The sequence below is a fragment of the Microbacterium sp. E-13 genome (genome assembly GCF_049912955.1).
Classification (GTDB): Bacteria; Actinomycetota; Actinomycetes; order Actinomycetales; family Microbacteriaceae; genus Microbacterium.
The window spans coordinates 2,221,856-2,248,319 of sequence record NZ_CP183973.1; the positions used below are offsets into that span (position 1 = coordinate 2,221,856).

The 26,464-nt window shown below is 68.3% G+C and carries 22 protein-coding genes; 11 read left to right on the plus strand and 11 right to left on the minus strand.

Annotated elements, in window-relative coordinates; translation table 11 throughout:
- Positions 1 to 106 precede the first annotated feature (106 nt).
- Positions 107 to 2,191, plus strand: coding sequence for a multicopper oxidase family protein (locus tag ACN9MP_RS10165; RefSeq protein WP_426319870.1), 2,085 nt, complete (start codon positions 107 to 109; stop codon positions 2,189 to 2,191).
- Positions 2,192 to 2,244: 53 nt separating this feature from the next.
- On the opposite strand, the gene ACN9MP_RS10170 is transcribed toward ACN9MP_RS10165, so the two are convergent.
- Positions 2,245 to 3,162, minus strand: a complete 918-nt coding sequence (locus ACN9MP_RS10170; RefSeq protein ID WP_426319872.1) for a hypothetical protein — start codon at positions 3,160 to 3,162, stop codon at positions 2,245 to 2,247.
- A 186-nt stretch (positions 3,163 to 3,348) separates the two neighbouring features.
- Between ACN9MP_RS10170 and ACN9MP_RS10175 the strand changes: the two genes are divergently transcribed.
- The 6 genes from ACN9MP_RS10175 to ACN9MP_RS10200 all read left to right on the plus strand — a co-directional run bounded on the left by ACN9MP_RS10175 (position 3,349) and on the right by ACN9MP_RS10200 (position 8,502).
- A complete protein-coding gene (locus ACN9MP_RS10175; RefSeq protein ID WP_426319874.1) occupies positions 3,349 to 3,834 on the plus strand; it encodes a GyrI-like domain-containing protein in 486 nt (161 codons plus the stop codon).
- A gap of 18 nt (positions 3,835 to 3,852) precedes the next feature.
- Positions 3,853 to 4,563 (plus strand): response regulator transcription factor, encoded by a 711-nt coding sequence (locus tag ACN9MP_RS10180; RefSeq protein ID WP_426319876.1) that lies wholly within the window; start codon positions 3,853 to 3,855, stop codon positions 4,561 to 4,563.
- Positions 4,560 to 5,771, plus strand: coding sequence for a sensor histidine kinase (locus ACN9MP_RS10185; protein WP_426319877.1), 1,212 nt, complete (start codon positions 4,560 to 4,562; stop codon positions 5,769 to 5,771). The genes ACN9MP_RS10180 and ACN9MP_RS10185 overlap by 4 nt, the downstream gene beginning before the upstream one ends.
- Positions 5,772 to 5,864: 93 nt before the next feature.
- Entirely contained in the window at positions 5,865 to 7,271 is a 1,407-nt protein-coding gene (locus ACN9MP_RS10190) for a ferredoxin reductase family protein (protein ID WP_426319879.1), read from the plus strand.
- A complete protein-coding gene (locus ACN9MP_RS10195) occupies positions 7,268 to 7,759 on the plus strand; it encodes an FMN-binding protein (protein WP_426319880.1) in 492 nt (163 codons plus the stop codon). The genes ACN9MP_RS10190 and ACN9MP_RS10195 overlap by 4 nt, the downstream gene beginning before the upstream one ends.
- Positions 7,759 to 8,502 carry an FAD:protein FMN transferase gene (locus tag ACN9MP_RS10200; RefSeq protein WP_426319882.1) on the plus strand — a complete coding sequence of 248 codons (744 nt, stop codon included), beginning with the start codon at positions 7,759 to 7,761 and terminating at the stop codon, positions 8,500 to 8,502. Before ACN9MP_RS10195 ends, ACN9MP_RS10200 begins: the two co-directional genes overlap by 1 nt.
- On the opposite strand, the gene ACN9MP_RS10205 is transcribed toward ACN9MP_RS10200, so the two are convergent.
- The 8 genes from ACN9MP_RS10205 to ACN9MP_RS10240 all read right to left on the minus strand — a co-directional run bounded on the left by ACN9MP_RS10205 (position 8,495) and on the right by ACN9MP_RS10240 (position 18,875).
- Positions 8,495 to 8,986 carry a DUF2231 domain-containing protein gene (locus ACN9MP_RS10205; protein ID WP_426319884.1) on the minus strand — a complete coding sequence of 164 codons (492 nt, stop codon included), beginning with the start codon at positions 8,984 to 8,986 and terminating at the stop codon, positions 8,495 to 8,497. The genes ACN9MP_RS10200 and ACN9MP_RS10205 overlap by 8 nt on opposite strands.
- 104 nt (positions 8,987 to 9,090) lie before the next feature.
- Positions 9,091 to 9,816 carry a hypothetical protein gene (locus ACN9MP_RS10210; protein WP_426319886.1) on the minus strand — a complete coding sequence of 242 codons (726 nt, stop codon included), beginning with the start codon at positions 9,814 to 9,816 and terminating at the stop codon, positions 9,091 to 9,093.
- Positions 9,817 to 9,948: 132 nt separating this feature from the next.
- Complete coding sequence (locus ACN9MP_RS10215) at positions 9,949 to 11,406, minus strand: amidase (protein ID WP_426319887.1); 1,458 nt, start codon at positions 11,404 to 11,406, stop codon at positions 9,949 to 9,951.
- Positions 11,403 to 12,182 (minus strand): 2-oxo acid dehydrogenase subunit E2, encoded by a 780-nt coding sequence (locus tag ACN9MP_RS10220; protein WP_426319889.1) that lies wholly within the window; start codon positions 12,180 to 12,182, stop codon positions 11,403 to 11,405. The genes ACN9MP_RS10215 and ACN9MP_RS10220 overlap by 4 nt, the downstream gene beginning before the upstream one ends.
- A 170-nt stretch (positions 12,183 to 12,352) precedes the next feature.
- Positions 12,353 to 14,323 (minus strand): ABC1 kinase family protein, encoded by a 1,971-nt coding sequence (locus ACN9MP_RS10225; RefSeq protein WP_426319890.1) that lies wholly within the window; start codon positions 14,321 to 14,323, stop codon positions 12,353 to 12,355.
- Positions 14,324 to 14,325: 2 nt separating this feature from the next.
- Positions 14,326 to 15,162, minus strand: coding sequence for a universal stress protein (locus tag ACN9MP_RS10230; protein WP_426319892.1), 837 nt, complete (start codon positions 15,160 to 15,162; stop codon positions 14,326 to 14,328).
- A 28-nt stretch (positions 15,163 to 15,190) separates the two neighbouring features.
- On the minus strand, positions 15,191 to 16,258 hold the full coding sequence (gene adhP, locus ACN9MP_RS10235; RefSeq protein ID WP_426319894.1) for an alcohol dehydrogenase AdhP: 1,068 nt from the start codon (positions 16,256 to 16,258) through the stop codon (positions 15,191 to 15,193).
- Positions 16,259 to 16,268: 10 nt separating this feature from the next.
- The gene (locus ACN9MP_RS10240; protein WP_426325982.1) at positions 16,269 to 18,875 is read right to left on the minus strand and encodes a cation-translocating P-type ATPase; all 2,607 of its coding nucleotides are present in this window, start codon (positions 18,873 to 18,875) and stop codon (positions 16,269 to 16,271) included.
- A 131-nt stretch (positions 18,876 to 19,006) separates the two neighbouring features.
- Between ACN9MP_RS10240 and ACN9MP_RS10245 the strand changes: the two genes are divergently transcribed.
- Entirely contained in the window at positions 19,007 to 20,725 is a 1,719-nt protein-coding gene (locus tag ACN9MP_RS10245) for a GAF domain-containing protein (RefSeq protein WP_426319896.1), read from the plus strand.
- 1 nt (position 20,726) lies between these two features.
- Complete coding sequence (locus tag ACN9MP_RS10250; protein WP_426319897.1) at positions 20,727 to 21,371, plus strand: response regulator; 645 nt, start codon at positions 20,727 to 20,729, stop codon at positions 21,369 to 21,371.
- A gap of 20 nt (positions 21,372 to 21,391) precedes the next feature.
- On the opposite strand, the gene ACN9MP_RS10255 is transcribed toward ACN9MP_RS10250, so the two are convergent.
- Entirely contained in the window at positions 21,392 to 22,243 is an 852-nt protein-coding gene (locus tag ACN9MP_RS10255; RefSeq protein WP_426319899.1) for a universal stress protein, read from the minus strand.
- A 160-nt stretch (positions 22,244 to 22,403) separates the two neighbouring features.
- Between ACN9MP_RS10255 and ACN9MP_RS10260 the strand changes: the two genes are divergently transcribed.
- Both ACN9MP_RS10260 and ACN9MP_RS10265 read left to right on the plus strand, forming a co-directional pair.
- On the plus strand, positions 22,404 to 23,795 hold the full coding sequence (locus tag ACN9MP_RS10260; protein ID WP_426325984.1) for an MBL fold metallo-hydrolase RNA specificity domain-containing protein: 1,392 nt from the start codon (positions 22,404 to 22,406) through the stop codon (positions 23,793 to 23,795).
- A gap of 70 nt (positions 23,796 to 23,865) precedes the next feature.
- Entirely contained in the window at positions 23,866 to 24,069 is a 204-nt protein-coding gene (locus ACN9MP_RS10265; protein ID WP_426319901.1) for a hypothetical protein, read from the plus strand.
- Here ACN9MP_RS10265 and ppsA read toward each other — a convergent pair.
- A complete protein-coding gene (gene ppsA, locus ACN9MP_RS10270) occupies positions 24,035 to 26,446 on the minus strand; it encodes a phosphoenolpyruvate synthase (protein ID WP_426319903.1) in 2,412 nt (803 codons plus the stop codon). The two genes, ACN9MP_RS10265 and ppsA, sit on opposite strands and share 35 nt — an antisense overlap.
- Between the last annotated feature and the right edge of the window lie 18 nt (positions 26,447 to 26,464).

Here is a 26,464-nt window from a genome sequence, read left to right on the forward strand (position 1 = left end):
CATCGTCATCGTCCTCCCCCGGTGGGTGGACCTTGCCCGGCCTCCGGGGCGGGCGTAGCGTGTGGCCGGGGAGAGGTCACCTGCTCGCGTGGGAGGGAGTGGGGGCATGGGGACGATGTCGCGCCGCGACTTCCTCCGCATCAGCGGCGGAGCAGGGGTGGCGCTCGCCTTCGTGGGGCGGATCGGCGATGTGCGGTTTCGACTGCCGGTGAGCGCGACCGCCGTCCCGGGGAGCACGCTGGATCCCGCACTCGTGGCCCAGTTCGTCACGCCTCTGCTGATCCCGCCGGTCATGCCGCGCGCAGGCACGCTCACCAATCGCGGCGGCAAGCCCATCGACGTGTACGAGATCTCCGTCGAGCAGTTCTCCCAGCAAGTGCTTCCCGCGGGGATGCCGCCGACGACGGTGTGGGGATACGGACCGATCGCCGCCCGAGGAGACCGGGCGCTGATGCTGCACCACGCGCCTTCGCTGACGATCGAGGCCCGCGTAGACCGACCGGTGCGCGTCACGTGGCGGAACCGTCTGGTCGACCCGAGCGGCGCCTACCTCGCGCATCTTCTGCCCGTCGACCCCACCCTCCACTGGGCGAACCCGGCCGGTGGTCGTGATGGGCGGGACTCGAGGCCGGTCCATGGCAGCGCGCCGGAGCGGTACACCGGACCCGTGCCGATCGTCACGCACGTCCACGGCGCGCTCGACGTCGGCGACGAGAGCGACGGATACGCGGAGGCCTGGTACCTCCCGGCGGCGTCGAACATCCCGGAGGAATACGCGACCGCGGGCACCTGGTACGACTTCTTCGCCGGAAAGGCAGCCGCCCGATTCGGTGTCGAATGGGAGCCGGGCTCAGCGACGTTCCAGTACCCCGACTCGGGCCGAGCCGCCACCACGTGGTACCACGACCATGCACTCGGAATGACACGACTCAACGTCTATGCCGGGCCGGCGGGATTCTTCATCCTCCGCGGCGGACCGGGCGGCGATCAGGCGGTGCTCGACAGCCGCACCGGCAAGACAGCGGTGTTGCCCGGTCCCGCGCCGCGCGAGGGTGACAAGTTCCCGCCGAACAAGAACTACCGCGAAATTCCCGTCGCGATCCAGGACCGGGCGTTCAACGATGACGGGTCATTGTTCTATCCCGATTCGAGGGCCTTCTTCGACGGCGTGACCGGCCCGTACTTGCCCGAGACCGACGTCGCACCGATCTGGAACCCGGAGTTCTTCGGCAACATGATCATCGTCAACGGCAGTACCTGGCCATTCCTCGCCGTCGAACAGTGCCGATACCGATTCCGCGTGCTCAACGGCTGCCAGTCGCGGTTCCTCATCCTCGACTTCAGCGGTATTCCCGGCGTCGAGGCGTGGGCGATCGGCAACGACGGCGGGCTGCTCTCGGCAGCCGTCAACCTCACCGCGGACAACGGTAACCGGCTGCTTTTGAGCCCCGCCGAACGGGCCGACCTCATCCTGGACTTCACAAACACCCCCGTGGGCGACCACGTCCTCGCAAACGTCGGACCCGACGAGCCCTTCGCCGGAGGCGAGCCACCGGACGACTTCGACACGGCCGATCCCGATACGACCGGTCGGATACTTCAGTTCCGGGTCAGACCCGCTCGCGAAGCGGATCCCTCGACGCCTCCCCCATTCCTCCTGCTTCCCGCCCTGGCCCCACAGCCACCCGCGACGAGGACCCGACGGGTCGCGCTGATCGAGCGAATGTCCGAGTTCTTCCCGGACGCACCTGCAGAGGCGCTTCTCGGTACGGTCTTCGGCGATCCCGGAGCCGGTCCCGCGGCCTACACTCCGCATGCCTGGGCGGACGCAGTGACCGAGAACCCCGATCAGGGCGATGTCGAGATCTGGGAGGTGTACAACACGACGGGCGACGCGCACCCCGTGCACGTGCACGAGGTCGCCTTCGTGGTCGTCGATCGCCAGGCGATCGCCATCGACGATGAGACGGGCACCATCCAGCTGATTCCCGGAACCGGCAGACCGCCTGAGCTGTGGGAGAGCGGTGCCAAAGACACCGTGGTCGCGTACCCGGGTGAAGTGATCCGGCTGCGCATCGGCTTCGACACGCCTGGACAGTATGTATGGCACTGCCACATCGTCGAGCACGAAGACAACGAGATGATGCGGCCGTACCGGGTCGGCCCCGTCCAGATCGGCCAACCCGGCTGACGGTCGGCTTGGGCACGGTCCTGGGGCAGGTGCGCCGGCAACTGTCAGGTCGGTCAGGCAGAGGCGAGGGGCGCTCGCCTCCCCTGACGGATCCAGCTGACGGCGGCCCAGAGGCTGAGCCCTACGACCACCGTCACTGCCACGAGCGGCGCGACCCCGCTTGTGTCACCGCGTACCACCATGAGCAAGCTGGCGGCGATGACGCTCGATCCCATCAGCACGCAGAACGTCAACGCCGGCAGCACGAAAGATAGCTCCCGTGCGCTGGCTCGCAGGGCCCCTATCCCGACGATGATCATTCCCGGCAGGACGATCGCGAGATCGATCACGTAGATCGGGTTCGTCACCAGTCCAGCGGTCTCGAGGCTGCTCGGGGGTCGTCCCGACAACGTCGCGGGGATGAGCTCGCTCAGCCAGAGCAGAGCGAACAGAGCGCCCGTCCCGATCAGAACGGACGCCGCGAACGTGCAAACCCGGCGAGACGGGGAAGCGAGGAGCCGGGCCCGTTCCGACAGCACTGCGACGAGCGTCCAGAAAGCGAGGCCGAGTACGGTCACGTAGACGGAGAACAGACGGCCGAAGTGAACCGCGAAGGCGTAGATGGCATACGCGTAGAGGAAGTAGAACAGCGTACCGATCCACAGCTGGCGCGCGCGCAGGGAACCGCGCCAGGCCCCCAGAGCACCCGCGACGAGCAAGACGGCGGCAACGATGTTCCCGACATCCTGCCCCCAGGCCTGCAGCACCCAGTTCTCTGTCTCCTGCTCGTAAGGCCACGGCGCGACGAGGCCGACGATGCTGGCGAAGACGACAAGGGCCGCGACGATGACGGACGCGACCAATGGCCAGATCGGGTGTGCTGTCGCCGGCTCACGTGCGACCTCGCCGGCGATGTTCTCGTCCGCATGCATAGCCATCGGCCGAGGGCGGCGCGCGACGGTCGAGGCATCCGTGGTGGTCTGTTCGCTCATTGCCCCACCGTCTCTCAGCCGCTTGCGGACGGACGTGCCGAAGGTCCCGTCGCCACGCGGCGGGGCGGAAGGCCACGGGACCAACGACCTCATGCCGCCTGGGGAGATGCGGCCTCATTGAGCCTGGGGACGGATACCGCGACCGTCCGGACGGCTCGACGCCGAATGACCACGAAGGAGTACAGGATGACTGCTGAAATCGAAGTAGCAGAGCGCGCCGAGACGCTCACCGCGGGCATGCGCAGAACGGTTCCGATGCACGCACTGACCGAATTCTTCTCGCACGCCCTCTCGGAGACGATTCGAGTCTTGACGGCCCAGGGGCTTCAGCCCTCCGGACCGCCGTTCGGCAAGTACTACGGTATGCCCGGCACCACTGTCGACGTCGAAGCCGGATTCCCCGTCGCTGCGCCCGTAGCGGCCGATGGCGAGGTCGCGGCGGGAACGTTGCCCGGCGGTCAGGTCGTCGAGGCGGTCCACGTCGGCCCGTACGAGACCATGGCGTCGACATACACCGATATCGAGCGATTCTTCGCCGCCCGGGGCTGGACCCCGGGCGACGTCATGTGGGAGAGCTACCTGAGCGATCCCGGATCCGAACCCGATCCCCGCACCTGGCGCACGCTGATCACGTGGCCACGCGCGGGCGGCGACAGCGCGATCGCGACGTAGTGGTTCTAGGTTGGTCGCGTGGGCGTGCATGCTGACGAACCTCATGTGGCGGGGCCGAAGCTCCTGCTCGTCGAGGACGACCCGGTGATCGCGGACGCGGTCGCCCGCGCGGTGCGCGCCGACGGGTACGAGGTGGTGCTCGCCGGCACGGGCGTCGACGCGCTGATCGCAGCATCCGCCCGCTCTTTCGATGTCGCGGCCATAGACGTGATGCTGCCCGAGATGGACGGGTTCGAAGTGTGCCGCCGGTTGCGCGAGCGGGGCGACCGGATGCCGATCCTGATGCTCACCGCCCGCGACGCCGTTGAGGACCGGGTGCGCGGGCTGGATTCCGGGGCTGACGACTATCTGACGAAGCCGTTCGCGTTCCCTGAACTCGCGGCGCGCCTGCGCGCGCTGGTGCGACGCCACCAGACGCTGGGGCAGACCGATCTGCGTGCCGGTGACGTCGTCCTGCACCTCGATTCCGATCGCGCGGAAGCTGCCGGAACAGCCATCTCGCTGACCGGGCGGGAGTTCCAGTTGCTGCGTCTGCTGGCTTCCCAGCCCGAGGAGACGGTGACTCGCGAGATGGCTCTGGACGATGTCTGGGGAACCCGGCACGTCGACGCGGCCGTGGTCGACCAGTACATCGGCTACTTGCGCCGCAAACTGGCCGGGGCCGGGGCGTCGGCACGCATAGAGACCGTGCGGGGACAGGGATACTCACTCCGGATCGACGGCGCGTGAGCCGGCTCAGCGTTCGATGGCGGCTCGTGATAGGCGCGACCGCGTTCGCGGCGATGGCGATCGCGGCCGCACTGATCGCCGGAAGGTGGGTCATCGCCGGCGAGTTGCTCCAGACGAACACGCAGCTCGTTACGGCGGACCTCTCGGCATACGTCGCCGAGGTTCGGGAGCACGAGCCCGACGGCGATCGGCCGGCCCCATCGACCGCGGACTCGCTGATACTCGTGCGTGACGCCTCGGGTGAGGCGATCGTGGACACGATGCCACCAACGGTGGCGACGGCGATCGACGATCACGATGTGGGCGGCACTTTCCAGGTCTCCGGCGATGATCAGACCTGGCTGGTCGCGTCCACGGACGAGGGGCTTCCCCGTGGCATGTCGGTGTGGGCAGCGCGGGATGTCACCGCTATCTCATCGACGCTGACGACGGTCGACACGCTCTTCGTCGTGGGCGGCGCACTCCTGGTGGCGCTGTTCGCGATCGCGGCGGGCTTCTTCGTGCGCGCAGCCCTGCGGCCGATAGATGTGATGCGCGAACGCGAGCGTCGAATGGTCTCCGATGCGGCGCATGAGCTGCGCACACCGCTCGCCGGCCTGAGTGCGCAACTGGGCCTGGTACGCACGCACCTGCAGGATCCGGATGCTGCCGCAGAGGAGGTGCGCCGAGCCGAGCACTCGGTCGCTCGGTTGAGCGACCTGGCCTCCAACCTGCTGGAGCTGGCACGCCTCGATGAGCGGACGGAACCCGCGACGGCATCCATCGCAACGATACGATCAGCGTTCCTCTCGGCGATTGACGACGTGCGCCTGGACCCCGGTGCGCGGGACGTGACGATGGACCAGTCGAGCGACGTCGCGGACGTGAGCGCCACGGTGGCGATGGACGGGGTGTCGTTCGGGCGCTTGACGCGCAATCTGCTCAGCAACGCGGTGCATGCCGCCGGAGCGGGCGGGACCGTCGCCGCGATGCTGTCGGTCGAAGGGCGGACTCTTCGGTTGACAGTGGAAGACGACGGGCCGGGCATGTCGGAGGAGTTCCGCACGCGGGCGCTCGAACGGTTCAGTCGGGAGTCAACGGCAACGGCGCCGGGGAGCGGGCTCGGACTGGCGCTCGTCGACGCACTCGCGCGCTCCGCGGGAGGGACCGTGACCCTGGAGAACACCTCCGGCGGGTTCCGAGCATCCGTCACCATTCCCCTGCGTTGAGCGATCACGAGAGTTCTCTCATGTTCGACAGTGCCTGCTCCAAGGCGCTGCATAGCGAAGCCCCCGATCGTCAGTGTGAGGAAGGGACTCACGATGACGACCACGATGCTTCATCCACCCGCGCAGGTGGCGCGGCCCCCCGATGACCGCGCAGACCGTCGCAGACGGCGAGTGCGACGGGCCGACCTTCTGATCGTCCTCGCCTGGACGTCCGCCGCCGTCGCGGCCGGACTCTTCCTCGGTACCGGGACGATGGATCTCAGCTCTGCAGCGGGGACGGTCACAGCCCTCGGCATCTTCGCCGGCCTGGTGGGCAGCGACCTCGTGCTGATCATGTTGATCCTCGCGGCCCGGGTTCCGCTCATCGACCGAGCTGTCGGGCACGACCGTGCGCTGGCCGCCCACCGGCAGCTCGGCAAGCCGGCCCTGTACCTCCTGCTCGGACACGCTCTGCTTCTCACCGTCGGCTACGGCCTTGCCGATGACCGGAGCTTCGTCTCGGAGACGGTGGCGCTGTTCACGGGCACCGACATGGCGATCGCCTACATGTCGCTGGCGCTCTTCCTGGCCGTCGTCGGGACGTCGCTCGTGATCGTGCGCCGCCGTCTCCCCTACGAGGCCTGGCACATCGTGCACCTGCTGTCGTACGCCGCCGTTCTCCTCGCCCTGCCCCACCAGCTGTCGCAGGGCGGGGTGCTCGCCGACAGCACCATTCAGCGGGCGTACTGGATCTGCTTGTACGTCGCCGCCCTCGGTGCGATCGCGTACTTCCGCGTGCTGCGCCCGGCCCTCCTGTCGGCACGTCACCGGGTCCGCGTCGCGGGCGTCGAGTGGGTCGCGCCGGATGCATTCACCGTGACACTCAACGGGCGGTCGTTGAACCGACTCCGCGCCGTGGGAGGTCAGTTCTTCTACTGGCGGTTCCTGACGCCGGGGACATGGTGGCATGCCCATCCACTCTCGCTGTCGGCGGAGCCGACGGCGTCCTCAGCGCGGATCACGGTTCGGGTCGCCGGCGCCGGAACGCGGCGGCTCGCATCGCTTCCGGTCGGCACCGCCGTCGCCTTCTCCGGGCCGTTCGGACTGTTCACCGGGACGGAGCGCGTCCACCGGCGGGTCGTGATGGTCGCGGCCGGGATCGGGATCACCCCGATTCGCGCGGTGCTCGACACGTTGCGAGCCGCACCGGGCGAGGCGACCGTCGTCGTGCGCGGCAGCACGTGGCACGAGATCTACCATTGGCCGGAACTGCGCGACTGGGCGCTCACACAGGGTCAGCGTGTGTTCGCTTCGATCGGCGCCCGAGCGGCCGGTGTCGAAGGATGGCTTTCCGCTGACGACGTCGCGCGCGGTGTGACGACGCCTTCCCTGCTCGGCGATCTGGGCGACACCGATGTCTACATCTGCGGCCCGGACGGCTGGGCGGATGCGGCGGAACGACGCTTCCGATCACTGGGCGTCGCCCCCGCAGACATCCATCGAGAGAGGTTCAGCTCATGAGCCGCCGCTCCACCATCGGAGGAATCCTCGCCTCCGCGTCGGTCCTCGCGATCGCGGGATGGATCGGTGCGAGCGCTCTTCCCACGCAGACGTCCGGGTCGACATCCACCTCGCCGACGAGCAGCGCAAACGCCGATCAATCGGGCCAGGGCTCGTCGACGCAATCGAGCGGCAAGACGACGGGAACGAACTCGACCGGCACCGCCGCCGTCGACGGCACCTATACCGGCGACTCGGTTGCGACCCGCTTCGGGAACGTCCAGGTGAAAGTGCAGGTCAGCGGCGGCCGGATCACCGATGTGACCGCCGTGCACCTCACGGACCACGATGGCCGCTCTGTGGCGATCAGCAACCGTGCCGCGCCGATCCTCCGCGAGAAGGTGCTCCAGGCGCAGTCTTCCGCGGTGACCATGGTGTCGGGCGCGACCTACACGAGTCGCGCGTACCTCAGCTCCCTGCAGAGCGCACTCGACCAAGCAGGGCTCTGATGCGTGCGACGTTCGAGACCATGGGAACCGTCGCGTCGATCGCGCTCGACCGCCCCGCATCCCTGGAACCGGTGCGAGCCATCTTCGATCACTACGATGAGGTGTTCAGCCTCTACCGGCCGGACAGTCCGATGAGTGCGATGGCACGCGCGCAGCTGACCCTGGCCGTTGCGCCGGTGATCGTCCGGGACGAGTATGCGCGCGCCGTGGAGTGGCGCGCCGCCACACACGGCTGGTTCACCCCGCATCGCCCGGACGGCACGATCGATCTGTCCGGAACCATCAAGGCGGTGGCGATGCAGCGAGCAGTCGACGAGCTCGCCCGCCGGAATCACTCCGGGCTGCTGGGCGTCGGCGGTGACATCGCCGTCGTCGGGCAACCGGCCGCCGCCCCCTGCATCGGAATCATCGATCCCCAGGACCGGACCAGGTTGCTCTTCTCGGTCGAGCTCACCACGCGCCGTGCCATCGCCACCTCCGGACTCTCCGAGCGCGGCGATCACATCTGGCGTCCCCTGGGCGAAAGCGACGTCATCCAGGCCACGGTCATCGCTGAGGACATCCTGACCGCGGACGTTCTCGCCACCGCGCTCGTGGCGGCGGGATCGGCCCACGTCGACGAACTCACCGAAGCCTCGGACGTCGACGTCCTGCTCGTGCTGCAAGATCAGACGCTTCTCGCCACACCGGGGTTCGCCGCTCTGGCGCGACACCCCGCGGCCGAGGCTGCCGCGATCAGCTGATCCGCGAGTCCCACACCGCCTTGGCGCCCGATTCGCCGATGACGATCACGGTGATGATGGAGCCCAGCACGACCGTGACCACGGCGACGGCGAGCACCACAGTGATCGCGGTGCGCGCGGCCTTCGACGTGATGCGGCCCGCGTACTTGCCCTCGCCCGTGAAGTAGCGGAACCAGACCCACTGCAGCGCAGCGACGACGAAGACCGCGATGGACCAGGGCAGGAGGTCTTCGCCCATGTGCACGTGCGCCTCGCTGAGCACCGTTTCCTTGACCTGCTCCTCCAAAGCCTCGCCGGCTTGCGTCGCAATCGGCACGCTGATGAGCGCTGCCACTGCCACGAGAGGTGTGACGATCCCGAGCCGTCGACGCGCTGCGGGCCAGAACATCGACAGCACCAGGCATAACGCCGCGAGCGGCACCACCACCACGACGAAGTGGACGATCAGGGCGTGGATGGGTAGTCCGTTGAACAGCCAGTCCATGCTGATGCCTCTCGTGTCGCCGCCGCGCGCGCCGATCACCTCGGCTGATCGGCCTCACGCAATGGGATACCCGGCGCTACGTCGGGGTATACCCCCTTGCGAAATCAGACTTCATGGGTGGCCGGTCTGTCAGCAGGTTGCTCCGGAGATGACTCCGCGGGCCTCCTCGGTCCTCGCCGATCTTCCATCCGCCTTCGCTCGAGTGCCCGCCAGATGAGGATGCCTCCGGCGACGATCAGGGCCATCGGCCAGAGAGCATTGAGCAGAGTGATCCATTCGGCGGCGCGCAGCAGCACGGCGATGGCTCCGATCGCGAGAACGCCGGCCGGTATCCATGCCCACCAGCGCCGTGACGCACCCCCGGGCAGCACGGCGACGAGTGCGAACGTGACGGCTGCCCCCGTGAGGAAGATCGCTCCGGTGACAGCGCCGCTCATCGTGGCGGTCACGCCGGTGACGACCGAGACGGTCAGGAGCATCCCCGCGGGGATCAGCGCCCACCAGTGGCGTGGATCGCGCAGGTACACGGCCCAGAACCCGAGGCTGAGCACGGCGAGGAACGGGACCTCTGTCCACTGCCCCGGACCGCCCGGATCCATTTCCAGGAGGGTCACGATGGCGGCACCGAGGAGGGCTGCGCTCGGTATCGCCGCCCACCAGGACGCCCGGTCAGCCGCATAGACCCAGGCGAACGTCGCGCTCGCGAGTACCAGGATCGTGGCCCAGAGAACCGAGGGAACGCTCAGCACTCCTGTCGCCTCCAGCAGCAGGAGGATGCCCGCCAGCACGACGAGAACGCCGAAGATGATCTGGATCCGCAATCGCCTCATGTCCGAACCTCCCTGTGGGGTCGATCCCCGACACCGGCGCACGCCGGCGTATCGAGACTCCGCCCGCTGGGCGCGCAGAAGGAGGACCATGGTCCCGTCGCACCTGGTGGCCGGGGACGCCCTCGCCGACGGTCAGGCTCCGCGGGCGTGAGGTGGATCATCGCCTCCGTCTTCACGCGCCCGGCGTGCGCGCGGGTCGATCGGCGTGAGGGACGCGAAATGCGACTCGAGCGCGCCGGCCACCGTCAGGCAGAGATCTTCCCTGAAGCGGCCGGCGATCACCTGAAGCCCGACAGGCAGGCCCGCGGCGAGCCCCACCGGGAGGGCGATGGCGGGGAGGCCGAGCGCATTGCACGCGGTGGTGATCGACATGTTGGCGAATGTTCCGGGGACGTCGCTCAGGCTGTCACGGGCGGCGAACGGAAGTGTGGCGCAGACCGGCGCGACGATCACTCTGTCGCCGTCGAGGAACTCGCCCCACGCCCGCTGAAGTTGCAGTCGCGCGACGTACGCTGCGAGCGTTCGGGCGGGTGTGGTCGTCTGCGCGAGGGCGAAGAGTCGCTCGACGAAGGTGGCTTGCTCGTTGCCCCACGGCGGTGTCATCGTCTCCATGGCCGTCGACATGTCCGACGTGAGAATGTCGAGCCAGATCTCCGCGGCCCTCTCGATGCCGGGCGGCTCGCGCTCTTCCACGACGTAGCCCCGGTCAGCGAGGGCGGCGCCCGCGGCACGAACCCCGCCTTCGATCTCCCGCTCAGTGCCGCCCGGTGCGGGGTCCGGGACCAGAGCCACCCTCACCGGCCCGGTGGCGGGCGGACCCTCCAGCGGGACGGGCGACGTCCACGGGTCGCGCCAGTCCTCGCCCGCCATCACCGCCAGCGCAAGACGCACGTCGTCTACGGTCCTCGCTAGCGGACCTTCCGCGAGCATCAACTGCAGGCTGAGCGGGAGATCGCCCGGCTCCTGCATCGGCGCCCGCGGAATGCGGCCGAGGGTCGGCTTGAGCGCGACTATTCCGCAGCAGGCGGCCGGCCATCTGAGCGATCCGCTGAGGTCTCCGCCGACTCCCAACGGGCTCATGCCGGTGGCGATCGCGGCCGCCTCTCCCCCGCTCGATCCGCCCGGCGTCACCTCCGGATCCCAAGGGTTGAACGTCGGCCCGTACAGGGTGCTGATCGTGTGCCATCCGATGCCCAGGTCGGGGCAATTGGTGCGGGCGAGCGGAATGGCTCCGGCACCGCGAAGCCGGGCCACGTGCGGAGCGTCCGCCCGCGGTACGGCATCCGCCATCGCGGGCACGCCCTGGGTAGTGGGTGAACCCGCGAGATCGATGTTCTCTTTGACCGTGAACGGCACTCCATGGAGAGGTCCCGGCCTCTTCCCCGTCGCGATATCGCGATCCGCTTGCCGGGCATGGCGTCGTGCCTGCTCGTCGAGGACGAGCACCACGGCGCGCACCTCATCGTTCACGGCTTCGATCCGCTCGAGATGAGCGTCGACGACGTCGGAGACGCTGACATCGCCGGACCTGACAGCAGCGACCATCTGCGTCGCAGTCAGGCGCCAGAGCTCACCGTCCGCACCCGTCATGAGCTCTCCCGAGACACACCCGCTGTGCCGGATGTGAGGAGAGCTGCGGACTCGACCAGCTCCCTGAGATCGGCGATGAACCTGGCCGCCGGGGCGCCGTCGACGACGACGTGGTCGATGGTCACCGTGAGGTCGATGACGTCACGGGGTTCGATGCGGTCTCCCACCACTCTCGGACGACGGCTGATGCCTCCCACGACCATCTCGAGCGACATCAGAGTCGGTGGCGACATCGCCAACCCTCCTCCGCCGCCGAACATCCCCACATTCGTCACAGCCACCGTGCCGATGCTCTGCCGGATGCGCACGGATCGCGCCATCACCACGTACATCAGCCAGCTCGCGCCGGGTACCGCCGCCACGACATGTCCCCATCGATGCAGCAGCCGACCCGGAGCCCCGGCGAATGACTCTCGCTTCGCTGCCTCCAGCTCAGCAGTCAGATCCGCGACCGATCGGGACTGCGCATCGCGCAGTACACGCGGAAAGGCGATCGGTCGATCGGCCGTCGGCACCTCGACGAGTACGGTGACATCCACGAACTCATGAACGACGATCCGGCCGCGCCAGTCCCGATAGCCCTGGACCTCCGGATTCTGCGCCACCGTGCGCCCGAGGCATGCCACAAGGTAGGCCGTGATCGAGAGCGGTTTCCGATCGGGCGCTCTCAGCAGCGCACGCACGTCTGTCACATCCAATTCGAGCAAAGCCGTCATCGGCGCGATTCGACGCCCCGCCCGCAAGCCCGCGATCATGATCCGGCGGGCGGTATCCACCCTCCGGACGGATGTGCCTCTCGAACTCGGCACAGCCTCCCTCCTCTCGCGCTCAGCGCCCGCCGCTCGCGGACTACACGAGTCCAGGGCGGCCCTCCTCGCCATCGTCGCGACCCCCTCGCTCCGCAGCCGGGCCGAAGGTCCCGCGGTACGGAGGGTCACCCGGCGGCTCACGGCCGACCTCTCGCGCGGAAGGACCACGCCAGGCTGCGAAGGAGCAACAGCAGACCCCCGAGGCCCAGCACGCTGCCGACGAAGGAGAACGCCGGCACGTCATTCGTCAGCATCGGGCCGGTGTCGCTGACTGTGAGCAGGACGCCGGCGATCACCAGGGTGATGCCGACGACCGTGATGGTCAGTCGCGACACGAGGCCGTCCACCCACGAACGCTCGCGCACGCTGTCGAACATGCGGACGCGCACCGAGAACGTGCCGTCGTCGAGCTCGCGTGAGATGCTCTCGATACGCCGGCTGACCCGCCGCATCCCTTCGACGAGCACCACCGCCTGCACCTGCGCGCTGCGGAACATGTCGTGCATCGCGAGCTGACGCGAGGCAAGGCCCATACCGATTTCCACCCCGCGAGCGGTCAGGTCATAGTCCGGGGAGAGGAGTCGGAGCGTGCCGTCCAACGAGCTGAGGGTGCGCAGCACCAGCAGCATCGAGGGCGGGATGGTCAGGCGGTGGCGCCGCAGCACGTCCACCAGCAGCCGGAAGATGTCCTCATTCGCGGCGCGATTGTGGACCCGGGTGATGACAACCCCGATGTCGCGTTGCAGCGCAGGCTTGTGCAACGATTCGCCGTGCTCGCAGATCAGGAGCACCAGATCCGTGGCACCGGCGTCGTCCTCGTTCGCGATGGCGACGAGGAGAGGCGTGAGCAGACGCCGAAGGCTCTTCTCAACGATGCCGATCGCACCGAGGTCCACCAGCGCGACTTGTCGTTCGCCGTCGGGCGGCACGGAGTCGACCAGCATCACGTTCCCCGCGTGGAGATCGGCATGGAAGACTCCGCGCACGAGCGCCTGGTCGAACACCGCTGCGACGATCGAGTCCGCGATCCGGCGCGCTTCTCCTGGGGCGATGTCGGCATGGCTGAGATGACTGAACGGCCGCCCGCGTATGCGCTCCTGCACGAGCATGCGTTCGGTGGAGATCTCAGGGAACGTCCGCGGTATGCGCAGCCGGAACGGCGACGACGCGGTCGCCGTGCGCAGAAGTTCGATGTTGTCTCTCTCGATCCGGTAGTCCAGCTCCGCACGGAGCGTGCGCGCGAACTCGGCGACCAGCGCGACGGCTCCGTACTCCCTGGCCCAGTCGGTGCGACGCTCCAGGTCGGCGGCGAGGCGGTGAAGGATGTCGAGGTCGGTCACCACCTGACGACGCGCCGACGGTCGCTGGATCTTGATGATCACGTCTTCTCCGGTGCTCAGTCGTGCGGCGTGAACCTGAGCGACGGATGCTGCGGCCAGAGGCTCGGTGTCGATGTGGCTGAAGACCTCGCTGACCGGCCTGGCGAGCTCGTCCCTGATGACCGCTTCGGCCTCCGACCACGGGATCGGGGTGGAATCCATCTGAAGGCTCGCCAGCGCGTCGACGATCTCCCGGGGGAGGACGTCGTCGCGAGCCGAGAGCATCTGCCCGAGCTTGATGAAGGTCACGCCGGCTTCGTTGGCCGCGGCGACGATCGCGGCCGGAAGGTCCCGGGACGCGGCATCCTGACGCCCGAACAGGCCGAGTCCGTGACGCGACGCGATCGACAGGATCTGCGTGTACCGTCGCGCCCGGTCCCGTCGGCGGAACGCCTCGCGAACCACGGCGACGGGGTTGCGCAGCGCGCGCGACGGCCAGACGAACTCCAGCGTGACCACGCAGACAACGACGGCGGCGAACAGCCAACCCAGCGTGAGCGCGAAGAAGGCCAGCGCGATCGGCGTGTCTGCGACGATCTGACCGTCCACCAGGACGCCGGCTGCGCGCAGTGACCAGACAGCCAGCGGCAGGGCCACCAAGAAGACGATGAGAGCGGTGCCCCCGGCCCGCAACCAGCCCACCGACGAATCCAGCAGACGCCGTGACGCCCAGGCGGCGAGGAGGGCGAAGCCCACCGCGAACAGTCCGACGCTCAGCCAGATCGGCATGGCTACCGCACGATGACCATGACCGTCGGCGGCCGCTCGAGAAGCACCTGCGTGGCGGAGCCGAGAATGAACCGCCCCAGTGCCCCTCGGCCGTGGCTGCCGACCACCGCCATGCGTGCATGGGCGGCCTCCCGCCGGATCAGCTGACCCGGATGGGACGGCTCCACGACGGTTCGGATGCGCAGCTCCGGGAAGTCCTGTCGCAGTCCCGCGATCGAGATCGCCAGGTTCTCTTCGGTCAGCTGCTGCGCCCCCGCGAGGTACTCGCGAGGGAGGCTGCCGATCTGCATCGGCATCGGCATCGGCGACCAGCTCATCACGGCAGTGAGCACCTCGTCACGACGCACGGCCTCGCGCGCGGCGAACGCGACCGCGCGCTCCGAGATCTCCGATCCGTCGACGCCCACGACGATGCCCCTCGCATCCTCGAGGTCGAGATCCGGGACTACCACGACGGGACAGTGCGCTTGCGCGCACGTTCGGACCGCGAGCGGGCCCCGGTGCGGGTGATCCGCAGTGGCCCGGTCGCTGCCGATGACGACAAGCTGTGCTCGCCGTGAGATCTCGATGATCTGAGCGAGCGGCTTCCCTCGCAGAACCTGCACGTCGGCGGCGATCCCGCGATCGGCGGCCTCCTTGGCGGACCGCTGAAGAAGGAGCTCGGCCGCCGCGAGCGCACGCTGTGCGATCGTCGACTCACCCGCAATGCCGGAACTCTCCCCCACCACCGAGAACAGGAGCAGCCGATCATGCGACTCCGTCGCACGGTCGATGGCCCACGCCCGCGCGCGCCGGGCGGCCCGACCATCCGTCACCCCGACAGCGATGAGGGCGTCCATCGATCTGCTCCGCGCGGTCGTCGGAGCGCTATCCCGCAGGCTCGGACGCCGGTTGCGGTCCGTCCGCCTTCACGATGTCGGCGGTGTGATACGTGAACACGAGTCTCGCCGGCACGACTCCAGCGAGCACCTCGTCGACGGAGTCGTTGACCTGCTCGAGGTCGCGCGTCTCGGTGATGACGCGGGTGCGGCCGGCGGCGTGGAGGGCGAAGACCTCGATGAGGTCCTGCCGCGTGCCGACGATGGAGCCGATCACGCTGATCCCCTTCAGCACGGTGTCGAACACCGGAAGCGTGATGGTTCCGTCCGCGGGCAGAGAGACCAGCACGAGCCGGCCGCCGCGATTGAGCGCGTCGAACGACTGACGGAAGACGGCAGGCGCTACGGCCAGCACGACCGCCACGTCCGCTCCGCCGAGATCGCGGATCGCCTCGACAGGATCAGTGGTCCGTGCGTTGACGACGTGATCGGCCCCCAGCTCCGACGCGAGAGCGAGCTTCTCCTCGGTCACGTCGACTGCGATGACGATCGCACCCACCAGCCGCGCGTACTGCACGGCCAAGTGACCGAGCCCGCCGATGCCGAACACCGCGACTGTCTCGCCCGGCGTGACTCGTGCGTTCTTGATCGCGGCGTACGTGGTCACTCCTGCACACGTCAGCGGCGCAGCATCCAACGGGATCACCCCATCCGGCACCGGCACCGCGTACCGGGCATCGGCGAGCATGTACTCCGCGTAGCCCCCGTCGACCGCGTAACCGTTGTTGTACTGCTGCTCGCACAGGTTCTCCCTCCCGTCGATGCAGTACCGGCACTCGCCGCATGCGTGGCCGAGCCACGGCATCGCCACGCGCTGCCCCACCTTGCGGCTGGTGACGCCCTCGCCCAGCTGCTCGATGATGCCGACCCCCTCGTGACCGGGGACGAGGGGCAGGCCCGGCTTCACCGGCCAGTCGCCGCGCATGGCGTGGATGTCGGTGTGGCACAGACCGCAGGCTTCCAGACGGACGAGCACCTGGCCGGGGCCAGGTTGCGGGATGGGGCGCTCCTCCACCTCCGCGGGCGCTCCGAACGATCGCACGACTGCTGTTCGCATGATTCTCTCCTCACGAGACGCTGTTGTTCCTCCACTCTCGCGACGATCCGGCACTGCGGTTGGGTCGAAGGTCCCGGAACGTCGATGACACGCGACCGCGCTGCCGCGTGACGAACTTGGACAACGCATCGAACAGGACGATCGCCGGTATCGCGATCGCAGCCAGAAGCCAGCCTTCAAGTGACGGCCACGTGCCGCCCAGCAGAGACGCGACGAACGGGATGCCCAGGAAGACCCCGAGCAACAGGACCTGAGCACCCACCGCGTAGGTCACCAACGGGTTTCGGGGTGGGCTCACACGCCACACCGGACGCACGGTGCTGCGACACGCGAACGCCGTGGCCATCTGGCCGAGCGAGATGGCCGCGAACGCCGTGCCGGAGGCCACCGCGAGAAGGGCAGGAGCGGGCGTTCCCCCCCAGCGCCAGCCGTTCGTGACGAGGATCACCAGGAATGCCCCGAGCGAGACGACGGCCTCCGTGGCCCCCAGAACGAGGAATGCCCGCAGCAGGAGCGCGCGATCCACGATCGAGCGATGCGAGCGGCCGCGCATGGCGTCGCCGCGTGGCGGCTCGGCGCCGAGCGCCAACGCCGGCAGCATGTCGCTGCCGATGTCCAGTGCGATCACCTGCAGGACGCCGATTGCGAGCGGCACCGTCCCCCCGGTGAGCGCCCAGAGGACGAAAGGCGCAAGTTCGGCGACGTTGTCGGTGAGGTGATAGGTCAGGAATCGCCGCACGTTCTTGAACGTGGCGCGGCCGAGCTCGATGGCGGCCACGATCGTCGCCAGGTGATCGTCGAGCAGAACGACATCGGCCGCCTCCCTGGCGACATCGCTGCCGCTGGCCCCCATGGCGACGCCGACGTCGGCCTCCCGGAGCGCCGGAGCGTCGTTGACGCCGTCTCCGGTCATCGCCACGACGTGCCCGTGGCTGCGCAACGCTCGTGCGATGCGGAGCTTGTCGGCGGGCGTGGCCCGAGCCACCACGACGCCGTCGTCGTGGTCGATCGCGTCCGCCAGTGCGGCATCGGTGCCGGGCAGGTTCCGACCGTCCAGCACCACGCCACGCGGTCCCAGGAGCCCGACCTCACGGGCGATCGCAGCCCCGGTGCGCGGATGATCGCCGGTGATCATGGCGATGCGGATCCCGGCTTCGCGGCACGTCGCAAGCGCCTCTCGCACGCCATCGCGCGGCGGGTCCTCCAAGGCGATGAGCCCGAGGAACTCGAGGTCACGCTCCATGTCGGGAGACGGTCCCTGAGACCAGGACCGGGTGGCGACGCCGAGCACTCGCCGCCCTGCGCCCGTGAGTTCCTTCACGGCCTCCGAGATCTCGCCCGGAACGCCATGACATCTGCTGAACACGGCCTCCGGCGCGCCGAGCACCGACACGGTGCCACCGTCGAGCGACGAGCTCACCATCCGATCTGCGGTGTACGGCGTCCGCCGGCCTTCTGGCTCCGCCTCCAGCCCGACTCGCAGTGCGAGGGAGTGAAACGACGCCTCCATGGGGTCGCCGAGGGCATGCCACCCGTCGGAGCGTTCGACGACTCTGCCCGTGACACACCTCAGCGCCGCACGAGCGACATCCGGAACCAGGGCCACCGCGTCTTCCGCGCCGGCGAGTTCCGCAACGGGCTCGTAGCCGTCGCCGTGGACGCTCACTCCTCCCCTCTGCGTGACCACCTCGACGACGTTCATCCGGTTCTGCGTGACCGTGCCCGTCTTGTCCGTGCAGATGAACGTCGTTGCTCCGAGGGTTTCGACGGCGTCGAGCCGCCGGACGAGCGCACGGCGCTTCGCCATCTGCTCGGCTCCGCGGGCCAGGGACAGCGTGACCGTCGGCAGAAGGCCTTCGGGGACCAGCGCGACGGCGACGCCGACCGCGAAGATGAAGGCGTTCGTGATGCCCAGGCCCAAGAGCAATGAGGCACCGCCGAGGCCGACGCCCACCACTCCTGCGATGATCGCGATGATGCGCACGACGCGCTTCAATTCCAGCGTCATGGGGCTCGGTGGACGGCCCGCACTCGCGGCGAGGCGATCGATGTCCGCCAGTGCGGTCCGGGAGCCCGTTGCGACGACCACCGCGGTCGCCTCCCCCTGCACGACGAACGTGCCACCGCTCAGCTTCTCCCCCGCCTCACGGCGTACGGCGACGCTCTCCCCCGTGACGAGCGATTCATCGACCGTGAGGTTCTCACCACTGATGATCTCGAGGTCTGCGCCGATCCTGTCGCCGGCGGTGAGGAGGACGAGGTCGCCGGGCACGAGCGTTTCCACGGGGACGTCGATCCGCCGCCCGCCGCGCACGACGTGCGCGGCGGCCGGCAGCAGCTCCCGCAGCCGCTCGGTGGACCGATCGGCGCGGTACTCCTGCGCGAAGGCGAACACCGCGTTGAGCAGCACGATCGCGACGATCGCAACCGCGAGCGCCGGCGTGCCGGCAATCAGAGCCAGCCCCGCTGCCACCCAGAGTAGGAGTGCGAGAAGGTGCGTCAACTCGGAGAGCATCATTCGCCACGCCGGCGTGCGTCTGCGGCGTGGAACGGCATTGGGGCCGACCTCGGCGAGTCGGGTTTCTGCCTCAGAGTCGCTCAGACCCGCGGGAGACATCGACACTTACCGATCGTCGGGCTCCTGCTCTACTCAGATCGGGACTTTAGTCCGCCGCCCGGATCCCACGACCTCTGGCGATGACGCTGCGGCGGTCGTACTGTGGCCTCGGCGCCACGTGGGGAGGCGAGATGACGGACTCGGAGAAGCTGTCCTTCGTGGACGGCCCGCGCCTGGACTTGGACGAGGCGATCGCGAAACTGATGGACCAGGCGGAGCGCGTCCGTGCGACACAGGGCCGCCTTCGTGCGCTGCTGACCGCAACGCAAGCGGTGGTGGAGGAGAGCGACCTCGCCACGGTCCTGCGGCGCATCGCCGAGGCCGCGACATCGCTCGTGAACGCCGAGTTCGGCGCATTGGGCGTCATCGCACCCGAGGGGGATGCGCTCGAGGAGTTCATCTACGTCGGACTTACGGAGGAGCAGGCGCAGCAGATCGGTCATCTGCCCACCGGGCATGGTCTGCTGGGCGCGTTGATCGCTGACCCGCGACCCATCCGCCTGTCGCGAATGGGCGACGATACGCGCGCCGCCGGCTTCCCTGCACATCACCCGCAGATGGACTCGTTCCTCGGTGTGCCCGTGCGGGTGCGTGGCGAGGTGTTCGGCAACCTCTATCTCACGAATCGGCGCGAGGGAGATTTCACCGAGGAAGACGAGCGGCTCGTGGAGGCCTTGGCGACGACCGCGGGATTCGCCGTCGAGAACGCGCGGCTGCTCGATCAGGCGAGAACCCGCGAGCGATGGATGAGCGTGGCAGCCGAGCTGTCAGCCGCGTTGCTGCTCTCACCCACCGCCACATCGTTCGACCTGATCGCGAGCCGGATCTTCGAACTGCCCGACATCGACAAGGTGACCGTGCTCCTCTCCGACAGCGCGACGGATCCGCTGAAGGTGGTGGGCGTGCGTGGAGCCGATGAGGCCGGACTGCGCGGAGCTGCGGTGGAACCCAAGGAGACCTGCGTCGCTGACGTACTCGCCACGGGTGAAACGACGGCCATGGCGGGCGGACAGGCGCCGGCGCCGGATCCGGCACGCGTGGTCGAGGGTCACGCCGCGGGCCCCGTCGTCGCTGTGCCACTGAAGACGCGGGCACGCCTGTGGGGAGTCCTGTGCGTGGCACGTCGCCCTGGTCAGCACCGCTTCTCCGGCACCGAGGTGCAGAGCATCGCCGACTTCGCCTCGCGGATCACGATCGCCCTGGAACTCGCGCAGGCACGACAGGATTCCCAGCGGGCGCTGCTCGCAGACGACCGACGCCGTATCGCACGGGATCTGCACGACCACGTGATCCAGCAGCTGTTCGGCACAGGGCTCACGCTGCAAGCCATCGCCGGCGGCATGCCCCCGGGCGTCGACAGCGAGCGACTCGGCGTATCCATCGATCAGCTCGACGACGCGATCTCGCAGATCCGCACCGTCGTCTTCGCACTGTCGCACCGCGATGAGAGTTCGCTGCGGCACCGCGTGATCGACGTGGTGGCCGACCTCTCGACCGTGCTGAAACGGCCGCCCGCAATCCGATTCACGGGCCCCGTCGATCACGCGATCGCCGGAGCGTTGGCTGGTGAGGTCGTCGGGGTGGTGCGTGAATTGCTGAGTAACGCGGTTCGGCACTCGCAGGCGAGCCACATCTCCGTCGAGGTGGGGATCGTCGACCGTCTGGTCGTCGTAGCGGTCGAGGACGACGGAGTCGGGGTTGGCGACCCCGAACACCGCAGCGGCCTGCAAAACCTCGAGGACAGGGCCACCGCCCGTGGCGGACACTTCACCGTCGAATCGGCGCCCGGTGCCACAGCGGCCCGGTGGACTGTGCCCGTCGCCACTGACCGAGATGGAGCCGAAGGCTGACATGTTGAGAGTCTTCCTCGTTGATGACCACGAGATCGTTCGCCGCGGAATCGCGGACTTGGTGAGCTCGCAAGCCGACCTCGAGGTGGTGGGAGAGGCAGGTACCGTGCGGCAGGCTATCGGGCGTATCGAAGCCACCCAGCCGGACGTGGCCGTGCTCGACGTGCGACTCCCCGACGGAAGCGGCATCGACCTCTGCCGCGACATCCGTTCGCGGCTGCCTTCCGTCGCCTGCCTCATTCTGACCGCCTACGACGACGACGCGGCGGTCAGCGCGGCGGTGATCGCGGGCGCCGCCGGATACATCCTCAAGGACATCGGGGGCCCGAGTCTCGTCGATGCGGTGCGCGCCGTGGCACGTGGCCGCTCGCTGATGGATGCCGCAGTCGCGCAGCGCGCCGCAGAGCGTATCCGCCGTCGTGCCGACGACGATGATCCGCGGCTCGGCTCTCTGGGACTCCGTGAACGCCAGATCCTCAGGCTCATCGCCGATGGCCGGACCAACCGGCAGATCGGTGACGAACTGGGCATCGCCGAGAAGACGGTCAAGAACTACGTCTCGTCGATGCTCAGCAAACTGGGCCTCGAGCGTCGAACCCAGGCGGCAGTGTTCGAACTCGAGCACCGCTCCGACGGTCACGGCTGAGCCGGCATCAGATCGGGGGCTCAGCCTTTCGCTCCGGCGGAGACCGAGCGTCTCGCGTCTCGCGGCACCACCGCGACGGGGCACTCCGCCTGCCAGAGCACCCCCTCGGCGACGGAACCGAGAAGGCTGCCCGCGAGGATTCCTCGGTGGTTCGTTCCGATGACGAGCATCGAGCTGCGTGCCGCGTACCGGAGGAGCGCGGCCGAGCGACTGTCACGAACGAGCTCCGTGTGCAGGTCCATCGTCGGATAGCGCTCCGCGACCCACTTCATCGCCGTATCGAGAACGGCACGATTCTCGGCCATCACATCCTCGGGCGTCACGACGAGGGCCGCCGACCCCGAGAAGGACGGGGTCGGCATGAGCCACGCGTGCACCAGACGGACGGCCGCCTCGGTCGCATCGGCCTCACGTGCCGCGAACGCCAGTGCGTCATCCGAAGATCCATCGTCGGACACGCCCACGGTGATGGGGTCCCCGACGTCCACCCAGCCCGCGGGCACCATGACCACCGGAACGTGAGCATGTGCACTGATCCGCAGCGGAACCGCCCCGGCCACCGCCGCACGGATTGGATGTCCGGGGTTGATGCCGACCACCAGAAGGTCGGTATCAGCCGAGAAGCTCGTCAGCGAATCGGTGACGCCGCCCTCGAGACGGTGCAGCTCCACCTGAACCCCCGGCGCCCGCTCGCGCAAGGTCGTCTCAGCTTCCGCCAGCCGATCGAGCGCCGCGCGGCGGTCGACAGTGAACTGCGACACCACGTTGACCACACCCACGGTCGCCACTTCCCGGCCCGCGCGCGCCGCCACCCATGACAGCGCCGAAACGGATGCCGGAGTGCCGTCGTATCCGAGAACGATGCGCTCCATCGGTGACCCCACTTCCCCTCGTCGACACCGCAGCCGATCTGCAAACGGTAGGTCGCTGGAGAGGCCGGCTCACAGGCCGAAGGTCCCGCCACGACCGGTCGATCGGGCGGGACCTTCGGCCCAGCCGAGCGTCCTCACGAGCCCGCAGAGTGGAAGAGTGATCGAGAACTCACAGCCGGCTGCAGATGCTCCGGCGCGCCTCCGGTTCCTGGGGGCAGCCGATACCGTCACCGGCTCCCGGTACCTCGTGACCGTCGGCGACCAGCATGTTCTGGTCGACTGCGGCCTGTTCCAGGGATTCAAGGTCCTCCGCGATCGCAACCGGGCGCCTTTCCCCGTGCCGCCTCACACGATCGACGCCGTCGTGGAGTCGCACGCGCACCTCGATCATTCCGGCTACCTGCCGGCTTTGGTACGAGATGGCTTCCGCGGCCGGATCCATGCCACGGAGGGAACGGCCGAGCTGTGCCGCATCCTGCTGCCCGACAGCGCGCATCTTCTCGAAGAGGAAGCGCGATACGCCGCGAAAGGCAGGTGGTCGAAGCATCCTCGACCAGAACCTCTCTACCGGCCCGAGGACGCGTCGGTCGCGCTCGAGCATTTTCACCCCTCGGAGTTCGGGGTCCGCACGCGCGTGGCCGAGGGCGTGGAGATGGAACTCGTTCCCGCCGGCCACATCCTCGGTGCAGCGCAGGTACGACTGCACTTCCGCGGCCGGACTATCCATTTCACCGGCGATATCGGCCGGCCGGACGACCCTTTGATGCGGCCACCCGCGGCATTGGCGGCCGCGGACGTCTTGGTCACCGAGTCGACCTACGGTGATCGGCGACACGACCCGGAGAGTCCGGAACGCGCTCTCGGCGAGATCGTCCGTCGGGTGGCCGCTCGCGGTGGTGTCGTACTGATTCCGGCGTTCGCCGTGGGGCGGACCGAGACCGTGCTGCTGCATCTGTCGAGGCTGCACGATCGCGGGGCGATTCCCACGCTGCCGATCTTCGTGAACAGTCCCATGGCTGTCAGCGCCGTCGACGTGTACCGGCGGCACCCGTCTGAGCACCGCCTGGGGCCCGAGGAGCTCGAGCGCATGTACAGGCTGCCGAATCTTGTGACCACCGTCGACGACTCGAAGATGTTGAACCTCCGCGGCGGCCCGATGGTCATCATCTCCGCCAGCGGTATGCTCGCCGGCGGTCGCATCCTCCATCACGTGGCCGCCTATGGCTCCGACCGAGCCAACGCCATCGTGCTCACGGGCTTCCAGGCGGGCGGCACCCGCGGCGCAGCCCTCGCGCGCGGCGCGCGCGAGCTGCGGATCTTCGGACGGGATATCCCCATCCGCGCGGAGGTGCACAACCTCGACTCCATGTCAGCGCATGCCGACGCAGACGATCTCGTCGAATGGATGAAGTCGGCGCCCTCTCCTCCCGGTGCGGTCTATGTCACGCACGGTGAGCCGACGGCGGCCGACACGCTCCGCGCACGCATCTCGCACGAACTCGGCTGGCCGGCACGGGTGCCTGAGCACCTCGAGACCGTCGTGATCCGCTGAGTCGCGGGACCTTCGACCCTCGGGAGCTCCAGGTTTCCAGACGACGCTGATTCAGAGGAAGGGGGCCGAGATGCCCGACAGCCGCCGAAGCACGCAGATCGTGGAGAGCACGGGACAGTCCGTGGTGTTCTTCCTGCTGGCGTACATCGGGGCCGCGATCTATTTCGTGTCGCGGTCGGACGGGTCGTTCTGGGGTGTCGTGCTGGGCATCTTCCAGGGATTCGTCTGGCCGGTGTACGTCACATACCACGTCCTCGATCTGCTCGCGGTGTGACCCCTTGCGACAACTCTGCCAGCCTCAGCCACGTGGGCACGATGGAGTCGGGGTTGAGCGAGATGGACTGAATACCCTGCTCCACGAGCCACTCCGCAAGGTCGGCGTGATCGGAGGGCCCCTGCCCGCAGATGCCGACGTACTTCCCGCGGCGGTTGCACGCGTCGATGGCCATGCGCAGCACTTCGAGGACGGCGGGGTTCCGTTCGTCGAACTCGTCCGCGACGAGATCCGAGTCGCGGTCGATGCCGAGCATCAACTGGGTCATGTCGTTGGATCCGATGGAGAAGCCGTCGAAGTGATCGAGGAACCGGTCGGCGAGGATCGCATTGGAGGGGATCTCGCACATCATCATGACCTCGAGCCCGTCGTCGCCGCGGCGCAGTCCGTTCTTCTCCAGTTCCGCCACGACTGCCGCCGCTTCGTCGACCGTGCGGACGAACGGCACCATGATCTTGAGGTTGGTCAGGCCCATCTCGTCGCGGACGAACCGCAGAGCCTCGCACTCGAGCGCGAAGCACTCCTGGAAGCCGGGGGTGACGTAGCGGGAAGCGCCCCGCCATCCCAGCATGGGATTCTCTTCTTTCGGTTCGTAGCGATCGCCGCCGAGGAGGTGCGCGTACTCGTTCGACTTGAAGTCGCTGGTGCGAACGATGACCGGTTTCGGCGCGAAAGCCGCCGCGATGGTGGCCACCCCCTCCGCAACGCGCCGGGTGAAGAACTCGCGCGGCGACGGGTACGCGGCGATGCGGGCGGCGATGTCCGTCCGAAGGGGCTCGGGAAGCGCGTCGAATTCGAGCAGCGCGGCGGGGTGGATGCCGATCTGATGACCGACGATGAATTCGAGTCGGGCGAGACCGACGCCGTCGTTCGGCAGCTGCGCGAATGCGAAGGCCTGGTCGGGTGTTCCGACGTTCATCATCAGCTGCACCGGAGCATCCGGCATCCGTCCGATGGGAACCTCGTTCTCCGTGAAGCTCAGGCGACCGGCATAGACGTAGCCGTCCTCCCCTTCCGCGCACGAGACCGTGACGTCTGCACCGCGGCTGAGGTCGCTCGTTGCGGTGCCGGTGCCCACGACGGCGGGGATGCCCAGCTCGCGGGCGATGATGGCGGCGTGACAGGTGCGCCCCCCGCGATCCGTCACGATCGCGGCAGCGCGCTTCATCACCGGCTCCCAGTCGGGGTCTGTCATCTCAGCGACCAAGATGTCGCCCTCCTGCACCTGATCCATCTCGGCGGTCGAGCGCACGACGCGGACCGCTCCCGTGCCGATCCGCTGTCCGATCGCCCGCCCCTCCAGGAGGACGGGACCTCGCTCGTGAAGCACGAAACGCTTCACGGCGTGCCCACGCGCGCGCGACGCGACCGTCTCCGGGCGGGCCTGCAAGATGTAGAGACGACGATCGATGCCGTCGCGGGCCCACTCGATGTCCATCGGGCGACCGTAGTGGTCTTCGATGAGCAACGCGCACCGGGCAAGCTCCTGAACCTCATCATCGGTGATGCTGAAGACGCGGCGCTCGTCTTCGGAGACTTCCGTCATGACCGTACTGGCCCCGACCTCGTGTCCGGGCGCGAACCGGAGAGCCACCGCCTTCTCGCCGACGTTCCGGCTGAGGATCGCGAATCGTCCCTCGCGCAACGCCGGCTTGTACACCGTGAACTCGTCAGGGCTCACCTCGCCTTGAACGACCGCCTCGCCCAGCCCGTACGCGCTCGTGATGAGGACGGCGCGATCGAATCCGGACTCGGTGTCGATGGTGAACATCACTCCCGACGATCCGACATCGGATCGCACCATCCGCTGCACCGCCGCGGAGAGTGCCACATCGCTGTGTGCGAAGCCCTGGTGAACGCGGTATGCGATCGCACGGTCGTTGTACAGCGACGCGAAGACCTCGCGGATCGCCTGCAGCACGTTGTCGACGCCGGCGATGTGCAGGTAGGTCTCCTGCTGCCCGGCGAACGACGCATCCGGCAGATCCTCTGCCGTCGCTGACGACCGCACCGCCCACGTCGCGCGCTCGCCATCGGGATCCGCCGCGACGAGTTCACGGAAAGCGGCGCGGATGTCGGACTCGAGCTTCTGCGGAAGCGGCTGGACTCCGATCCACGCGCGGATCATTCCTCCCGCTCGGGCGAGTGCCGCGACGTCTGCGACGTCCAGGTCGGCGAGCAGATCCTGGATGCGGCGCGCCAGGCCTCCGGAGTTCAAGAACTCGCGGTACGCGTCTGCCGTCGTGGCGAACCCACCGGGAACCCGGAGCCCGGCGTCAGTCAGCCGCGAGATCATCTCCCCGAGCGAAGCGTTCTTGCCGCCGACCTGCGGCAGGTCGGCCATCGTGATGTCTTCGAGGGAGAGGATGTTCGTCATGTCACGACCCTCCGACTT

Coding starts and splice junctions, on each gene's coding strand:
- ACN9MP_RS10170 (WP_426319872.1), bottom strand. CDS start 3,162: ATGAGCGAACAGACCACCACGGATGCCTCGACCGTCGCGCGCCGCCCT.
- ACN9MP_RS10195 (WP_426319880.1), top strand. CDS start 7,268: ATGAGCCGCCGCTCCACCATCGGAGGAATCCTCGCCTCCGCGTCGGTC.
- ACN9MP_RS10255 (WP_426319899.1), bottom strand. CDS start 22,243: ATGGAGCGCATCGTTCTCGGATACGACGGCACTCCGGCATCCGTTTCG.
- ACN9MP_RS10190 (WP_426319879.1), top strand. CDS start 5,865: ATGACGACCACGATGCTTCATCCACCCGCGCAGGTGGCGCGGCCCCCC.
- adhP (WP_426319894.1), bottom strand. CDS start 16,258: ATGCGAACAGCAGTCGTGCGATCGTTCGGAGCGCCCGCGGAGGTGGAG.
- ACN9MP_RS10250 (WP_426319897.1), top strand. CDS start 20,727: ATGTTGAGAGTCTTCCTCGTTGATGACCACGAGATCGTTCGCCGCGGA.
- ACN9MP_RS10225 (WP_426319890.1), bottom strand. CDS start 14,323: ATGCCGATCTGGCTGAGCGTCGGACTGTTCGCGGTGGGCTTCGCCCTC.
- ppsA (WP_426319903.1), bottom strand. CDS start 26,446: ATGACGAACATCCTCTCCCTCGAAGACATCACGATGGCCGACCTGCCG.
- ACN9MP_RS10240 (WP_426325982.1), bottom strand. CDS start 18,875: ATGTCTCCCGCGGGTCTGAGCGACTCTGAGGCAGAAACCCGACTCGCC.
- ACN9MP_RS10215 (WP_426319887.1), bottom strand. CDS start 11,406: ATGACGGGTGCGGACGGTGAGCTCTGGCGCCTGACTGCGACGCAGATG.
- ACN9MP_RS10245 (WP_426319896.1), top strand. CDS start 19,007: ATGACGGACTCGGAGAAGCTGTCCTTCGTGGACGGCCCGCGCCTGGAC.
- ACN9MP_RS10230 (WP_426319892.1), bottom strand. CDS start 15,162: ATGGACGCCCTCATCGCTGTCGGGGTGACGGATGGTCGGGCCGCCCGG.
- ACN9MP_RS10265 (WP_426319901.1), top strand. CDS start 23,866: ATGCCCGACAGCCGCCGAAGCACGCAGATCGTGGAGAGCACGGGACAG.
- ACN9MP_RS10165 (WP_426319870.1), top strand. CDS start 107: ATGGGGACGATGTCGCGCCGCGACTTCCTCCGCATCAGCGGCGGAGCA.
- ACN9MP_RS10205 (WP_426319884.1), bottom strand. CDS start 8,986: ATGGACTGGCTGTTCAACGGACTACCCATCCACGCCCTGATCGTCCAC.
- ACN9MP_RS10175 (WP_426319874.1), top strand. CDS start 3,349: ATGACTGCTGAAATCGAAGTAGCAGAGCGCGCCGAGACGCTCACCGCG.
- ACN9MP_RS10210 (WP_426319886.1), bottom strand. CDS start 9,816: ATGAGGCGATTGCGGATCCAGATCATCTTCGGCGTTCTCGTCGTGCTG.
- ACN9MP_RS10200 (WP_426319882.1), top strand. CDS start 7,759: ATGCGTGCGACGTTCGAGACCATGGGAACCGTCGCGTCGATCGCGCTC.